This is a genomic window from Allorhizobium sp. nf9_anc (assembly GCF_056323085.1).
In genome coordinates, this window is the sequence record NZ_CM150481.1 from 2,399,264 (window position 1) to 2,412,638 (window position 13,375).

General features: G+C 61.0%; 17 protein-coding genes. 11 read left to right on the plus strand and 6 right to left on the minus strand.

The features are described 5' to 3' along the window. Nucleotides 1-3: 3 nt before the first annotated feature. A complete protein-coding gene (locus AC02Y0_RS11615) occupies nucleotides 4-1,221 on the minus strand; it encodes an NAD(P)/FAD-dependent oxidoreductase (protein WP_476379051.1) in 1,218 nt (405 codons plus the stop codon). A 331-nt stretch (nucleotides 1,222-1,552) separates the two neighbouring features. Here AC02Y0_RS11615 and AC02Y0_RS11620 point away from each other — a divergent pair, with 331 nt between their 5' ends. The 3 genes from AC02Y0_RS11620 to AC02Y0_RS11630 all read left to right on the plus strand — a co-directional run bounded on the left by AC02Y0_RS11620 (nucleotide 1,553) and on the right by AC02Y0_RS11630 (nucleotide 3,745). Next, complete coding sequence (locus tag AC02Y0_RS11620; protein ID WP_476379053.1) at nucleotides 1,553-1,906, plus strand: hypothetical protein; 354 nt, start codon at nucleotides 1,553-1,555, stop codon at nucleotides 1,904-1,906. A 200-nt stretch (nucleotides 1,907-2,106) separates the two neighbouring features. Next, a complete protein-coding gene (locus tag AC02Y0_RS11625; protein WP_102021484.1) occupies nucleotides 2,107-2,523 on the plus strand; it encodes a PilZ domain-containing protein in 417 nt (138 codons plus the stop codon). Between the two features lie 109 nt (nucleotides 2,524-2,632). After that, nucleotides 2,633-3,745: a pyridoxal phosphate-dependent aminotransferase gene (locus AC02Y0_RS11630; RefSeq protein ID WP_476379056.1), complete on the plus strand. Its 1,113-nt coding sequence runs from the start codon at nucleotides 2,633-2,635 to the stop codon at nucleotides 3,743-3,745. Between the two features lie 151 nt (nucleotides 3,746-3,896). Here the strand turns inward: AC02Y0_RS11630 and AC02Y0_RS11635 are convergent, their stop codons facing one another. Further along, nucleotides 3,897-4,163, minus strand: a complete 267-nt coding sequence (locus tag AC02Y0_RS11635; RefSeq protein WP_102021486.1) for an SEL1-like repeat protein — start codon at nucleotides 4,161-4,163, stop codon at nucleotides 3,897-3,899. Nucleotides 4,164-4,672: 509 nt separating this feature from the next. Between AC02Y0_RS11635 and AC02Y0_RS11640 the strand changes: the two genes are divergently transcribed. Beyond that, nucleotides 4,673-5,008 (plus strand): DUF2147 domain-containing protein, encoded by a 336-nt coding sequence (locus AC02Y0_RS11640; RefSeq protein WP_444558631.1) that lies wholly within the window; start codon nucleotides 4,673-4,675, stop codon nucleotides 5,006-5,008. Between the two features lie 70 nt (nucleotides 5,009-5,078). Here the strand turns inward: AC02Y0_RS11640 and AC02Y0_RS11645 are convergent, their stop codons facing one another. Continuing rightward, nucleotides 5,079-5,456 carry a glyoxalase superfamily protein gene (locus AC02Y0_RS11645; protein ID WP_476379058.1) on the minus strand — a complete coding sequence of 126 codons (378 nt, stop codon included), beginning with the start codon at nucleotides 5,454-5,456 and terminating at the stop codon, nucleotides 5,079-5,081. 257 nt (nucleotides 5,457-5,713) lie between these two features. Between AC02Y0_RS11645 and AC02Y0_RS11650 the strand changes: the two genes are divergently transcribed. Together AC02Y0_RS11650 and AC02Y0_RS11655 are read left to right on the plus strand one after the other, a co-directional pair. After that, nucleotides 5,714-5,887: a hypothetical protein gene (locus AC02Y0_RS11650; RefSeq protein WP_476379060.1), complete on the plus strand. Its 174-nt coding sequence runs from the start codon at nucleotides 5,714-5,716 to the stop codon at nucleotides 5,885-5,887. Between the two features lie 103 nt (nucleotides 5,888-5,990). Further along, nucleotides 5,991-7,493 (plus strand): AMP nucleosidase, encoded by a 1,503-nt coding sequence (locus AC02Y0_RS11655; RefSeq protein ID WP_444558634.1) that lies wholly within the window; start codon nucleotides 5,991-5,993, stop codon nucleotides 7,491-7,493. Between the two features lie 39 nt (nucleotides 7,494-7,532). Here AC02Y0_RS11655 and AC02Y0_RS11660 read toward each other — a convergent pair whose 3' ends face one another. After that, nucleotides 7,533-8,636, minus strand: coding sequence for an aldo/keto reductase (locus AC02Y0_RS11660; protein WP_476379062.1), 1,104 nt, complete (start codon nucleotides 8,634-8,636; stop codon nucleotides 7,533-7,535). Between the two features lie 98 nt (nucleotides 8,637-8,734). On the opposite strand from AC02Y0_RS11660, the gene AC02Y0_RS11665 reads away from it, so the two are divergent. Then, nucleotides 8,735-9,619, plus strand: coding sequence for a LysR family transcriptional regulator (locus tag AC02Y0_RS11665; protein WP_476379064.1), 885 nt, complete (start codon nucleotides 8,735-8,737; stop codon nucleotides 9,617-9,619). A gap of 9 nt (nucleotides 9,620-9,628) precedes the next feature. Here the strand turns inward: AC02Y0_RS11665 and AC02Y0_RS11670 are convergent, their stop codons facing one another. After that, nucleotides 9,629-10,102, minus strand: a complete 474-nt coding sequence (locus AC02Y0_RS11670) for an OsmC family protein (RefSeq protein WP_102021495.1) — start codon at nucleotides 10,100-10,102, stop codon at nucleotides 9,629-9,631. A gap of 154 nt (nucleotides 10,103-10,256) precedes the next feature. On the opposite strand from AC02Y0_RS11670, the gene AC02Y0_RS11675 reads away from it, so the two are divergent. The 4 genes from AC02Y0_RS11675 to AC02Y0_RS11690 all read left to right on the plus strand — a co-directional run bounded on the left by AC02Y0_RS11675 (nucleotide 10,257) and on the right by AC02Y0_RS11690 (nucleotide 13,104). Then, nucleotides 10,257-10,853, plus strand: a complete 597-nt coding sequence (locus AC02Y0_RS11675) for a PadR family transcriptional regulator (protein WP_476379066.1) — start codon at nucleotides 10,257-10,259, stop codon at nucleotides 10,851-10,853. 2 nt (nucleotides 10,854-10,855) lie between these two features. Beyond that, nucleotides 10,856-11,149 carry a DUF2218 domain-containing protein gene (locus tag AC02Y0_RS11680; protein WP_476379068.1) on the plus strand — a complete coding sequence of 98 codons (294 nt, stop codon included), beginning with the start codon at nucleotides 10,856-10,858 and terminating at the stop codon, nucleotides 11,147-11,149. A 137-nt stretch (nucleotides 11,150-11,286) separates the two neighbouring features. Continuing rightward, nucleotides 11,287-12,183 carry a glycosyltransferase family 2 protein gene (locus tag AC02Y0_RS11685; RefSeq protein WP_476379070.1) on the plus strand — a complete coding sequence of 299 codons (897 nt, stop codon included), beginning with the start codon at nucleotides 11,287-11,289 and terminating at the stop codon, nucleotides 12,181-12,183. 147 nt (nucleotides 12,184-12,330) lie between these two features. After that, nucleotides 12,331-13,104 carry an SDR family NAD(P)-dependent oxidoreductase gene (locus tag AC02Y0_RS11690; RefSeq protein WP_444558643.1) on the plus strand — a complete coding sequence of 258 codons (774 nt, stop codon included), beginning with the start codon at nucleotides 12,331-12,333 and terminating at the stop codon, nucleotides 13,102-13,104. Here AC02Y0_RS11690 and AC02Y0_RS11695 read toward each other — a convergent pair. Next, on the minus strand, nucleotides 13,094-13,351 hold the full coding sequence (locus AC02Y0_RS11695; protein WP_476379072.1) for a ribbon-helix-helix domain-containing protein: 258 nt from the start codon (nucleotides 13,349-13,351) through the stop codon (nucleotides 13,094-13,096). The two genes, AC02Y0_RS11690 and AC02Y0_RS11695, sit on opposite strands and share 11 nt — an antisense overlap. Nucleotides 13,352-13,375: the final 24 nt, after the last annotated feature.

Below are 13,375 nucleotides of genomic sequence, written 5' to 3' on the forward strand. Positions count from 1 at the left end.
GTTTCAAGCAATCAGCGTTTTCAGATCCAGCGCAGGATCCGCAATCGTTGCGCGGTCGACCAACCGCCCCATGTCCAGGAGCTTCTTGCCCGTGACATAGGCTTTCGCATCGTTGATCGCGTCGACGGCAATGAAGTCGCCGGCGTGAAAATACCAGATCGACAAACTGCCTTCCCGAGCGCCGGGTCTGACCACTGTCTCGTCATAGCCGAGATTGAAGCCTGCGATCTGCAGTTTCACATCATACTGATCCGACCAGAACCACGGTTTCGGACGATAAGGCTCAGAGCCGCCGGCCAAAACCGCAGCAACCGCCTCGGCCTGGTCGACAGCGTTCTGGACGGATTCGATCCTCACCTGCTGCCCCTTCCAGTCCTGCACGGCGCAGTCGCCCATGGCAAAGATCGCCGGATCGCTTGTCCGGCCAAAGCTATCGACCACGATGCCGTTTTGCACTTCGAGACCGGCATCGGCTGCCAGCCGATCATTCGGCGTGACGCCAATCCCGACGATCACCATGTCTGCATCGATCACGCGGCCATCGGAGAGTTCGGCCGCCTTGACCCTGCCTTCGTCGCCGATAAGCCGTGTGAGGCCCGTCTTTTCGAAGATCTGCACACCTTCTGCTGCGTGGATCGCGCGGATGGCATCTGCTGTCTGAGGAGCGGCGACGCGGGCAAGGATACGATCCGCCATTTCGATCAGCGTCACGTCTAGACCGAGTTTGCGTGCCACGGCGGCGGCTTCTAGCCCGATGTAGCCACCGCCAATGATCAGCAATCGGTGGCCTGGTTTCATTTCGGTCGCAAGGCGATCGGCGTCAGCCTTGTCGCGCACCGTGAACACGCCCTCGAGATCGCCACCAATGGCAGAGGGCAAGCGACGCGGGGTCGCGCCGGTTGCGAGCGCCAGCGTCTCATAGGCGATTTCGCTGCCGTCGAAGAGCTTGACGCTCCTGCTGTCCCGGTCGATCGCCTCGACAGGCGTGGACAAACGGATCTCGACATCATTTTCGGCATACCAGGCTTCGGGCCGAAACAGCAGCCGGTCAAAGCTCATCTCGCCAAGCAGATATTTCTTCGACAGTGGCGGGCGCTGGTAGGGCAGAACCGGCTCGCTTCCGAGCACAGTGATCGGGCGTGTATCCTTCAGCATCCGCAGCTTGGCGGCCAGCGCGAAAGCCGCCTGCCCTGCCCCGACAATGACCAATCGTCCCGCCACGTTCTGCACTCCCGAATGCCTTGCTCAATAGAATCGCTGCCGGAGATCCGACGGCGATGATATGCAGCAAGGCCTAGCTTTGTGGCGAATTGCGGTCAAGTTTGTCCGCAGTCTGCCCCCATCCTCAGACATCGCATTTCGCTGGTCTGGCGGGATGCCCAGTCCGCTCCTCAGAACCAGCGGTGTCCGAAATGGGACATACAGGGCCAAGCGAAGTTGCTGTCATGACTGGCAAAATCCGATATCCGCGACATTCGATCAAATGCATCCATCATCTGGTAACGACCATGCGCTACCCTGACAGTCATATTTGAAGCCGTAGGAGGGTGGCATGCCCTTGCAGAGGATACCGGACGCAAAATCGGACATCCCTCGGGATCAGATCTTCGAGAAATCCAAGATCGATCGCCCCGGCAAGATCGTGTTTGTCGGCCACCATCTGAGCGTCGCGAAGACACAGCGCTGCCTCATCCGGACCATCTCCCTTTATGGTGCAGAACTCGACGTCTCGCCTCACGTGATCGTCCCCGCGAATTTCTTCCTGGAAATACTGGGGATCCACGACGATATCGGCTGCACGTTGATCCGTCGCGAAGCCGAGAAGCTGACGGTCGGCTTCAACATGCTGATCGATCCGGAATTCCTGCACCATGTGGTTCGGCTCTCGTTCGAGACCAGCCACTAAACCATCCCACGATACGACCTTCTTGACCCGGCGCCGCAAACGCTTGCCGGCATGCGCGGCGTGCCGAGAACCCGCGCAAATACGGCGTCCGCGCATTTAAAGCTGAATATCAGGCATACTTAAAACTTGATCGAACTTGTTGATGCTAATGCAAATAATCATCTCCAAGGTGCAAGGCAGACGAGTTGGGAGAGCCGGACATGGCGATGGAGAATGCGACGCATCTGGCCGGGGTTCGCTCGGAAATGTACGAGCGGAAATGGGAGCGCTTCTATGTCCGCCGGCCTGCCAAGGTCATGTCGGTCCGACCTGGGCTCACCGGCATCACGATCCGCAGTTGTGAGGTGGTCGACATCTCACAAGGTGGGGCGGCCATCGAACTGACGACGGCGATCGGTCTTTCCTCTCATTATTATCTGCAGATCGTCGGCCTTGCCGATCGGATCGGCTGTGCCGAAGCCTACCGAAACGGCAACCGCGTCGGGGTCAAGTTCATCGCCCCGATCTCGGAACACATGCTGCACCGGATCGTGCGCGCCGACTTCATGCTGGGCGAAGCCGTCAATACACCGCTCAAGCCGTTCCAGAACGGCAACGGCGCGCGCCTCGGTCGCTGAGGAGACCTCTGCCGATTGAGGTCTGATCCCTGCGGATCCGGCCTTGCGTCCGAAGCTGTGCTTCTTATTGTGAGCGGATCGACATCGATCTGCCGGAACCCGCTTCGCAATGACCGCATTTTCCCGCTTCACGCCGCTTGCCGCCTCCCTTCCTGCAACCGTTCCATTTGTCGGCCCCGAAGCCATCGAGCGGCAACGCGGCCTTGCGGTGCGCGCCCGGATCGGCGCCAATGAAAGTGGTTTTGGCCCGGCGCCCTCGGTTCTTTCGACCATCGCCGAAAAGTCGGGCGAGATCTGGAAATACAACGATCCGGAAAACCATGCCTTGAAGGGCGCGCTTGCGGCCCATTTGGGTCTCACGCCCCAGAACTTCGTCATCGGCGAAGGCATCGACGACCTGCTCGGTCTTATCGTGCGGCTTGTCATCGAGCCCGGCATGCCCGTCGTTACCTCGCTCGGTGCCTACCCGACCTTCAACTTCCATGTGAACGGGTTTGGCGGGCGCCTCGTGACCGCGCCTTATCGCGACGACCGCGAGGATCTCGACGCGCTTCTGGCGCTGGTGCGTCAGGAGGATGCGCCGCTGGTCTACTTCGCCAATCCGGATAATCCGATGGGCAGTTGGTGGGATGCTGATAGTATCGTCGCCTTCGCGCGCGCCCTGCCCCCGACCACGCTTCTCATCCTCGACGAGGCCTATAGCGAAACGGCACCTGAAGGTTCGATCCCGGCCGCAGATGCGCTGATCGATCTGCCGAACGTGATCCGCACCCGAACATTTTCAAAGGCTTACGGCCTGGCGGGCGCTCGCGTCGGCTATGGCATCGGCACGCCGGGCACAGTCTCGGCCTTCGACAAGATCCGCAATCATTTCGGCATGCCGCGGCTCTCGACGGAAGCCGCCCTCGCTGCCCTTGCCGATCAGGCCTATCTCACCGACGTGGTCGGACGGATCAAGGCTGCACGCGACCGCATCTCGACAATCGCCAAGACAAACGGTCTGACGCCTCTGCCCTCCGCGACCAATTTTGTCGCCATTGATGGGGCGCGCGACGGCGTCTTTGCCCGCGCCGTCGTCGACGGGTTGATGGAGCACGGCGTCTTCATCCGCATGCCGGGAGTGGCGCCGCTCAACCGCTGCATCCGCGTCTCCACCGGCCTGCCCGCCGATCTCGACCTGTTCGAAGAGGCGCTACCGAAAGTGCTGGCTTCGCTCCGCTGAGCAAGCCGCAATGAAAAAGACCGCGCCGGCCTTGTTCCTGCCGGTCGCGGTCTTGAAAAGTGTTGGCCCTGGCCCCGTCCAAAGGTCCCCGCCACGTTCCCCACTGGGTTGTTGTTGTGGATTCTCCTGCCGCGGTCGCGGCCGGAATTGGTCAGTGCATGGTCATCCATTCGCGGGCGGCACGAAGCGCCTCGGCGAGCTGGACCTTGCTCATGGTCTGGGCGAGATCGGCGCGCAGCTCGGCGGCGCGGTCACAGCCCTTGATCGCAGCGATGTTCAGCCACTTATGGGCCGAGACGAGATCAATCGGGCAACCGCGGCCGGTCGCATACATAAGGCCCATGTCGCGGAAGACGTCGGCCCGGGTTTCGCCACCCATCGTGGCATTTTCGGAATTGTGCATTTCAAAGCGTGCCATTGGTTTTGTCCCTGTTTGCCTAGTTTCTCAGTCGTCCCTGTTTTCCCTTGCGGGCCCTTCCGGAACGGCGCCGGATCTTTGTCCGGTCATTCTCGCTTCGGTTGGGTTTGGCGGGGTTTTTCCCTGCTCGTTTGATGGGTTCACTATGCCAAACGGTCTTCAAAACTCGCTTAAAATGCATCCTTAATTTGCTGAAAACAAAGTACAAAAGCTTCGTAAACTTCGGATTCCGTTAAGTATTACTCCCCCTGTAACCCAAGGATTTCGAGACAAAATTTACGAAAGTTTCACGCTGTGAAATCAACCGAATTTTCACCACGTTTTCCGAAGCGATTTTGGGAAAGTGCTGAAATTGCAGTGTTCGGCGGCTTTCCACGGCTCCGTTTTCGAGCCGGATTGCATTTTACCTTTACGTGTGCGTAAGATAATTCTTAACCGTTGGCCGGATGCGGAGAGGACCGTTTACGACTGCGGGAGAGGATCATCATCTCAGGAGGAGAGATCAGACCATGCGTTCCATCATCATTGCGGCAGCATTCGCGCTTTCGGCCTTCACGGCACAGGCCGCCGAACCCATCGAAGGCAACTGGAAGACTGCGTCGGGTGCAACGGCCCAGATCGCGCCTTGCGGCGGTTCCTTCTGCGTGACGCTGAAGAGCGGCCAGCATAATGGCAAGCAGATCGGCAAGATGGCCGGCAGCGGCGACAGCTACAAGGGCGAGATCACCGACCCTGAAACCGACAAGACCTATTCCGGCTCTGGCTCGGTCTCCGGCAACTCGCTGAAGATGAAGGGCTGCGTCATGGCCGTGCTCTGCAAGAGCCAGACCTGGACGCGCCTCTAAGGCCATCGAGATTTAGAGTACAAAAGGGGCGCCGGCTGCAACCGGCGCCCCTTCTGCTTTCAAGGGCGGATCAGATCGGCTGGCCGACATCGATGCGATTGCCGTCGGGATCCTCGAAGACGAAGGCGCGCAGGCCGTAGTCCTTGTCCTGGAGGCGCTTGACGACCTTCAGACCTCGCTGCTGCACGAGGTCATGCAGATGGTCGATGTTCTCGACCATCATATGGGCAACGTTGAAGTCGGCCGCCTTGTGGTTCTTCTGAAGGGTGAGATGCAGTTCGGCCTCGTCACGCTGCAGGATCATGAAGCCGACGGGGCTGCCGTTCTCGAAGACCTTTTGAAATCCGAGCAGGCCGACATAGAAGGCTTGAGCCCGCTCGATATCCTTGACGGGCAAGGTCGCGGCAATGCGCCCGAAGCGGAGGGCGCCTTCGTGTTTTTCAGTCATGGGTGAAACCCTGTTGCCGGAGGGCGGGTCGGATGGTGACGGTGCACCAAGCGCGAGGCCATTCGGTAAGGAGAGCAAGACGGGACGGTGCCCATCGGCCGCCATTATGACCAGAAGCCGCCGAGAGAAAAGAGGGGTTCCGTGAGGGAGCGTGAATTTCAGTTAACCCTTCTGAATGCCAGATGAACCCTCGTCTCAGACCGCATTCAGGCAGGCCTTGCTAAAACACTCCCATCAGATCGGAAGGGAGCAAGGACATGGCCAAGCTGACACGGCGTTTCACCATCATCTCGCTGACCATGGCGCTTTTCGCCTTCATGTTCGGCCAGCTCGTCGTCCACAATCAGCCGGGCGTTCGCCACATGTCGTCATCGGGACTGGTCGCAAGCTGCGCACCGACAGGCCTCAACAGCTGCCGCCCGACCTTTTGATCCGAACTCTGGCGCAGGCGGCATCGGATACCGCCTTCGAAGAATCTTGATGATGCGTCGACGACGTCGTTTGCTTGTCAAGTTTCGTTTCCTATAATGCGCCATGAACACACGAATCTTGTCCCCAGCACCCCAGAACTCCATCAGCCCCGAGCCTTATCAGCCTCAGGTCTTCACAGATGCAACGGCGGCGGTCGATGCGCTGACCGTGCTCTATGAGCGCAATACGACCTTCCTGATCGAGGCCTTTTCGGCGCTGGCCAAGGGCGGGCCGATCGAGGGCCGCTACCGGGCCTTCTATCCGCAGGTCAGCATCGAGACGACGAGCTTCGGCCATGTCGACAGCCGTCTCTCCTATGGCCACGTCACATCGCCCGGCATCTACACGACGACGATCACCCGGCCGCAGCTCTTCCGGCATTATCTCAAGGAACAGCTGGCACTTCTGATGCGCAATCATCAGGTGCCGATCACCGTGTCGGAATCGACAACGCCGATCCCGCTGCATTTCGCCTTCGCGGAAGGCGCGCATGTCGAGGCCTCGGCCGGCGGCCTCGTCGACATGCAGCTGCGCGACATCTTCGACACGCCTGACCTCACCGTCACCGATGACGAGATCGCCAACGGCGAATACGAGCCGCTGCCCGGCGAGCCGCATCCGCTGGCACCGTTCACCGCGCAACGCATCGACTATTCGCTGGCGCGGCTTTCCCATTACACGGCGACCAGCGCCAACCACTTCCAGAACTTTGTGCTGTTCACGAACTACCAGTTCTATGTCGATGAATTCTGCGCCTATGCGCGCAAGCTGATGGCGGATGGCGGCGGCGACTACACCGCCTTCGTCGAGCCCGGCAATATCCTCACGCCGGCCGGCCATACGGAACCGACGGAAGGCGTGGCGCTGGGGCGCCTGCCGCAGATGCCGGCCTATCACCTGAAGAAGAAGGGCCATGGCGGCATTACCGTCGTCAATATCGGCGTCGGCCCTTCCAACGCCAAGACGATCACCGACCATATCGCGGTGCTTCGCCCGCATGCCTGGCTGATGCTCGGCCACTGCGCCGGGCTTCGCAACAGCCAGCGCCTCGGCGACTACGTGCTGGCGCATGCCTATATGCGCGAGGATCATGTACTCGACGACGATCTGCCGGTCTGGGTGCCGATCCCGGCGCTGTCGGAAGTGCAGCTTGCACTCGAAGACGCGGTCGAGGAGATCACCGGCTACGAAGGTTTCGAGCTGAAGCGCATCATGCGCACCGGCACGGTTGCCACGATCGACAACCGCAATTGGGAACTGCGCGACCAGCGTGGACCAGTCAAACGCCTTTCCCAGGCACGCGCCATCGCACTTGACATGGAATCGGCGACGATCGCCGCCAACGGCTTCCGCTTCCGCGTGCCCTACGGCACGCTGCTCTGCGTTTCCGACAAGCCACTGCATGGTGAGCTGAAGCTGCCGGGCATGGCGACGGCCTTCTACAAGACGCAGGTCAGTCAGCATCTGCAAATCGGCATCCGGGCGCTCGAAAAGCTCGGCGCCATGCCGACTGAGGCGCTGCATTCGCGCAAGCTCAGAAGCTTCTTCGAGACGGCATTCCAATAAAGAGATCAAGCGGGCGGCTCACAGGCCGCCCGCTTTCATTCAGGCCCTTTGCCATGCCGACACTCTGGAACCACCGAAGAGAGCTTCGGAGGGCATCTTGAAGATGAAGTAGGGATTGAGCAGCGGCAGCGCGCCGACCTCATCGAGCCGGCGCAGTTGATCCGTGTCGAGGGTGATGTCGAGCGAGGCGATGTTCTGGGTCAACTGTTCCACGCGGCTGGCCCCGACGAGCACGGAAGAGACGCCCTTTCGTCCGGTGACCCAGGCGAGCGCGACTTCCGCCGGAGACCGGCCGAGTTCAGCGGCCACCTCTTTCACGACATCGACGATAGCGAAGTTGCGCTCGGTAAACAGCATGCCGCCATAGGGATTGTCGCCATTCAGACGGCCGTCGCTTTCCCTCTCGGCGCTCTTCGCACCGCTGTCGGGCAACTCTGTCGGCCGGTTTGCGTGCTCCAGCATGCGGCGGTCGTATTTGCCGGTAAGTAGGCCGAAGGCCAGCGGGCTCCAGGGCACGAGCCCCATGCCGAACTCGGCGGCTGCCGGCAAGACTTCCAGCTCGACACCGCGCTCGATCAGCGAATGGCCATATTGCAGACCGATCGGGGTGGGCAGGCCATGGGCGGCCGCGAGCGTCGCCACCTTCGCGACATACCACGCAGGTGTGTTGGAGAAGCCATAGTGCAGGATCTTGCCGGCGCGCACCGCCCGGGTCAGCGTCTCCAGCACCTCTTCAGCCGGCGTCACCTGATCCCAGACATGCATCCAATAGATGTCGATGTAATCGGTCTTCAGCCGCGTCAACGAGCCCTCGATGCCAAGCCGGATATTCTTGGCACCGTTGCCGCTCCAGAGCGGCGTTCCCTGGCCACGGGCAAAGCCGGATTTGTTCGAGATGACCAGACGGTCGCGCAGACCGCTGTCGGCAACGAACCGCCCCAGCATTTCCTCGCTCTGCCCTGCGGAATAGATGTCGGCGGTATCGAGAAAATTGCCGCCTGCTGCGACATAGGTGTCGAACAGGTCTCGCGAGACCTTTTCCCCTGCGCCCCAGCGCTCGGCGCCGAAGGTCATGGTGCCCAGCGCCAGAGGACTGACGATCAGGCCTGAGCGACCCAGCGTGCGATAATCTGTCAGGTTCATGTAGAAGCTCCTTGGTTGGCGTCTGGAAGGAGATAGGCCGCCCGAGCCTCGAGGATTAGCGCTTGCGTCCTGCATGTCTTTGTGAGCAGGATTCATGAATGGAGCGCAATGAACTCAATGATCTTCTCGCCTTCGCCACGGTCGCCCGCGAGCGCAGTTTTACGCGCGCGGCTGCCAAGCTCGGCATCTCGCCCTCGGCACTCAGCCATGCCATGCGCAGCCTTGAGGCACGGCTCGACGTGCGGCTTCTTGCCCGTACCACCCGCAGCGTCGCTCCGACCGAAGCCGGCGAGCGTCTGCTCGATACCGTGTCGCCTGCCCTTGCCAGCATCGAGGAGGGTCTGGCGTCTCTCGCACATTGGCGGCACAACGTATCCGGAACCGTGCGACTGACCGCCTCGACCTATGCCGCGCAAACCGTGCTGCTCCAGAAGCTTCCCGCCTTCCTGCTCGCCCATCCAGAGGTCAAGGTCGAGATCAATGTCGAGGATCGCCTGAGCGATATCGTCTCGGAAGGCTTCGATGCCGGCATCCGCTTTCACATGTCGGTCGACAAGGACATGATCGCCATCCCGGTCGGCCCGACGCTCCGAACGGTCATCGTCGGCACGCCTGCCTATTTCGAGCGATATCCGCCGCCGCTGGTTCCAGCCGACCTGCAGGACCATGTCTGCGTCGGCTTCCGCCTGAAATCCGGTGCGGTCATGGCCTGGGATCTGGAAGAGAATGGCCGGGAATTTCGCTTCCGTCCGACCGGGCAATTCATCGCCAATGATGGCGCCCTGATGGCCGCTGCCGTCCGGGCAGGCGCCGCGCTCGGCTACATGATGGAAGAGGAAGTGGCAGGCGAAATCGCCGACGGACGGCTGATCCAGGTGCTCGATGCCTGGTGCGTGCCTTTCCCCGGCCTGCATCTCTACCACCCCAGCCGTCGCCAATCGCCACCTGCTCTAAGAGCGCTGATTGCGGCGCTTCGGGAGTGATCGAACTCCTCAAACCTCCACGATCTCGGCCTCGCACCGCACCGGAAAGTTCACCGAATTGGCGATGAAACATTTCTCGTGGGCGTCGCCATGGAGCTCCAGCGCGAGTTCGGGGAAGGTGCCGCGCTTAATGGTGACCTGGGGTTTGAGCACGACGTCGACGAAGCGGCCTGTGCCGTCCGCGTCCATTTCCATCACCCCTTCGGCGTGATCCTCGTAGGCCGTGACGATGACGCCTGAGACCGCGCAGAAATGCAGGTACCAGAGCTTGTGACAGGCAGACAACGAGGCCAGGAACAGGTCTTCGGGGTTCCAACGCGCAGGATCGCCACGAAAGGCCGGATCGGCGGAGGCGAGGATATCCGGCTTGCCCTCCGCTGAAATCAGGTGGTCGCGACCGTAGTCACGATAGGCGGAGGTGCCCGTTCCGGCATTGCCCTGCCACGTGACGGTGACCCGGTATTCGTGCCGCTTTTCACCCATCGAGCTTCCTCCCCTTTGCGAATCCGTTGCCATCATAGGCTCCGACAGCGGTAGGCGCCAAGCGTGGACGATCGCAGAATTTTCAGAACGCCCTCTTGCACAGATCAAACTAAGATATATCTTAGATGCAATTCCAATTGAGAGAGAACCGATCATGAGACATTGCAATTCCAGCCGCGGCGAACGCGGCAATCCATTTTTCGCTTTCCGTGAAGCCATGCACGCCATGCGCCACGGCGGTCCCTTTGGCGGCCCCATGGGCGGCGGCCCGCGCGGCCGGGGCGGCGAGCGTCGGCGCATGTTCGAAGGCGGCGAGCTGAGACTCGTGCTCCTTAAGCTGATCGAAGACCAGCCGCGCCACGGCTACGACCTGATCCGCGAAATCGAGAGCCTGTCCGGCGGCGCTTATGCGCCCTCGCCTGGCGTCGTCTATCCGACCATGACGCTGCTGCTCGACATGGGTCTTGCCGAGGAAGTGGAAAGCGACGGCCCGCGCAAGCTGATGACGATCACGGATGCCGGTCGCCAGCATCTGTCGGAGCGGGCGGACGAGGTCGCAACCGCGATCGGCCGGTTGACCGCCCTTGCAAAGGTCAGCGAAAGAACGGATGCAGCGCCTGTTCGGCGCGCCATGCACAACCTCAAGCAGGCCCTGCACGACTGTCTGTCACGCGAGGGCTCAACCCGCGAGACGCAATTGGAGGTCGCCCGCATCCTCGACGAGGCGGTCGGCAAGATCGAAAGGCTCTGAGAATGGCAATATCCACCACCACCGTTCCGACCGAAAACGGCTGGAAGTATCTCCAACAGCTCTGCAAGCACTGGGCGCACAAGCTTGACGTCGAGCTGGACGAGCAGAACCACAAGGCCACCGTCAAATTCGACGAGGCCGTGGCATTCATGCAATCCGATGCAGCGACGCTGACGGTCTCGATCGAGACGGACGATGCCGCAAAGCTCGAGACCTATCAGGGCGTCGTGGCGAGCCATCTCGACCGCTTCGCCTTCCGCGAGGCGCCCCTGCCTTTCGACTGGAAGGCCGCCTGAACCGAAAGCCTGACCTCCAGGCGGCAGTCATTCCCATGGGGTCACTGCTGCCTGGATTGCCCCCTCCGGGGTTTACCATCTTTTCGTTTCGCGCTTGTCAGACGGCATGGACGGCCTTTCTTAGCGGAAGGCTGACGATGCCGTCGCCGAGAGACAGGATCGAGACCGTGACGAAATTCTCGCTTATCACCAGCACGCTTGGACGACGAGAACCGCTGACGCGACTGCTGCGATCCCTTGAGCAGCAAACCTATCGCAACTTCGAGATAATCGTGGTCGATCAGAACCCGGCCGGGTTTCTGGAGGCTACGCTTGCCCCCTTTGCAAGCACGCTGGATCTCAAGCATCTGCATTCGCCGAAAGGCCTGTCGCGCGGCAGGAATGCAGCTTTGCCGCAGGCATCCGGAGACATGATCGGCTTTCCAGATGACGATTGCTGGTACCGACCCGAGACCCTCGCCGAGCTTGCCGAACTCGCAGCGCGTTACCCCGACTATGGCATGTTGCTTGGCCGAACGACGGATGCGCATGGCAAGAACTCCATCGTGCGCTCTCTCGACGCAGACTGCGACATCGATAGGCTGAACGTCATCGACGCTGCCAATTCCAACGCCATCTTCGTTCGTCATGAAGCGGCGACCGCCATCGGCCCCTTCGACGAACGGCTCGGTGTGGGGGCGCAGACACCTTTCCAGGGCGCCGAGGATCGCGATTACATCGCCAGGGCGCTCGCCCTTGGCCTGACATGCCGGTTCGTCGAAAACCTGACCATCTTCCATGACCAGATCGAGACGACAGACGGCAATCATCTCGCGCGGATCCGGAAATATGCATTCGGAGACGGTGCCTACTATCGCAAACACCAATATGGCATCGGTCGCATCCTGATGATGTCGGCAAAGGCGATCGGGGGCATCCCCCTCCGCATCTTGCGGCGGCAGCCTCCCGAGGTCCGCTTCAAGATCACCTATTGCCGCGCGCTCATCGACGGCTTCAGGGCCTGGAATGCCGAAACCGGCATGGGCAATCGCTGACACTGCCACCGGGCTTGCCCTGCACAAACCGCCCCTACCCCACGAAGATGGCAGATCAACTGATCTTGCGTCCGTAGAAGAAAAACCGGCCTTGCCAAAGCGAGATAAGGCCGGTCTAAGCTTGTCCGACAACAGGAGGACATCGCCATGACCGCACTCACCATTCCCGATCTTGCCGGCAAGGCCGTGCTTATCACCGGCGCTTCGAGCGGGATCGGCGAAGCGCTTGCCCGCGGCTTCGCCGCCCAGGGCGCGCTGGTTGGATTGCACTACAATTCCAACGCCGAAGCCGCCCATGCGATCGCAGGCGATATCGAGGCAGCGGGCGGCAGTGTCGTTCTCGTCAAGGCGGACGCGGCGTCCTCTGAAGCCATGGCCGAGGCTGTGGCACATGTGGCGAAGACCTTCGGGCGGCTCGACGGTGTGATCAACAATGCCGGCAGCATGATCGCCCGTGTGCTCTATGAGGACATGACAGACGCGCAATATGACAAGGTAATGGATGTAAACGCACGTTCGGTGCTGTCCACCACGCAAGCGGCCGTCAGCCATCTCAAGCGCGAAGGGGGCTTCATCATCAACACGACCTCAGTCGCCGCCCGCACGGGTGGGACGGCGGGCTCGGGCGTCTATGGCTCGTCCAAGGCGTTTGTTGCTGCGGTCACCAAGGGCATGGCGCTGGAATTCGGGAAATACAACATCCGCGTCAACGCGGTGGCGCCCGGCGTGATCACCACCCCATTCCAGGACAAATACGCCCTGCCAGGCCAGCTCGATCAGGTGGCCGGAAGCGTGCCGCTCAAGCGCACCGGCACGCCAGCCGATTGCGTCGGCGCCTATCTCTTTCTGGCGTCAGAGATGCTGTCCGGCTACATCACGGGGCAGACGATCGATGTGAATGGTGGGCAGTTCATGCCGTGAGGGCGAGGCCGCCATGTCTGGTAACTTCACCCTTCCCATTCTGATCGAAGCTTGCGCTGGGCAGTAAGTCCGTCATCGCCTCGCCGCCCCCACAAGCCGAAACCGGCTTTGACAACATCCAACTTTCGGCTGCGAGCATGTCCTCGACAGCCCTCCTAATCAGGGCAGCGCGCGAAACCTCCATTTGCTGTGCAAGCCGGTCCAGCGCTTCGACCTGCGCATCCGGGATATTGACCGAGAAACGCATCCTGCCTCCATATGCGTCAGCCGG

Coding starts and splice junctions, on each gene's coding strand:
- AC02Y0_RS11620 (WP_476379053.1), top strand. CDS start 1,553: ATGCCCTTGCAGAGGATACCGGACGCAAAATCGGACATCCCTCGGGAT.
- AC02Y0_RS11625 (WP_102021484.1), top strand. CDS start 2,107: ATGGCGATGGAGAATGCGACGCATCTGGCCGGGGTTCGCTCGGAAATG.
- AC02Y0_RS11630 (WP_476379056.1), top strand. CDS start 2,633: ATGACCGCATTTTCCCGCTTCACGCCGCTTGCCGCCTCCCTTCCTGCA.
- AC02Y0_RS11635 (WP_102021486.1), bottom strand. CDS start 4,163: ATGGCACGCTTTGAAATGCACAATTCCGAAAATGCCACGATGGGTGGC.
- AC02Y0_RS11640 (WP_444558631.1), top strand. CDS start 4,673: ATGCGTTCCATCATCATTGCGGCAGCATTCGCGCTTTCGGCCTTCACG.
- AC02Y0_RS11645 (WP_476379058.1), bottom strand. CDS start 5,456: ATGACTGAAAAACACGAAGGCGCCCTCCGCTTCGGGCGCATTGCCGCG.
- AC02Y0_RS11650 (WP_476379060.1), top strand. CDS start 5,714: ATGGCCAAGCTGACACGGCGTTTCACCATCATCTCGCTGACCATGGCG.
- AC02Y0_RS11655 (WP_444558634.1), top strand. CDS start 5,991: ATGAACACACGAATCTTGTCCCCAGCACCCCAGAACTCCATCAGCCCC.
- AC02Y0_RS11660 (WP_476379062.1), bottom strand. CDS start 8,636: ATGAACCTGACAGATTATCGCACGCTGGGTCGCTCAGGCCTGATCGTC.
- AC02Y0_RS11665 (WP_476379064.1), top strand. CDS start 8,735: ATGGAGCGCAATGAACTCAATGATCTTCTCGCCTTCGCCACGGTCGCC.
- AC02Y0_RS11670 (WP_102021495.1), bottom strand. CDS start 10,102: ATGGGTGAAAAGCGGCACGAATACCGGGTCACCGTCACGTGGCAGGGC.
- AC02Y0_RS11675 (WP_476379066.1), top strand. CDS start 10,257: ATGAGACATTGCAATTCCAGCCGCGGCGAACGCGGCAATCCATTTTTC.
- AC02Y0_RS11680 (WP_476379068.1), top strand. CDS start 10,856: ATGGCAATATCCACCACCACCGTTCCGACCGAAAACGGCTGGAAGTAT.
- AC02Y0_RS11685 (WP_476379070.1), top strand. CDS start 11,287: ATGCCGTCGCCGAGAGACAGGATCGAGACCGTGACGAAATTCTCGCTT.
- AC02Y0_RS11690 (WP_444558643.1), top strand. CDS start 12,331: ATGACCGCACTCACCATTCCCGATCTTGCCGGCAAGGCCGTGCTTATC.
- AC02Y0_RS11695 (WP_476379072.1), bottom strand. CDS start 13,351: ATGCGTTTCTCGGTCAATATCCCGGATGCGCAGGTCGAAGCGCTGGAC.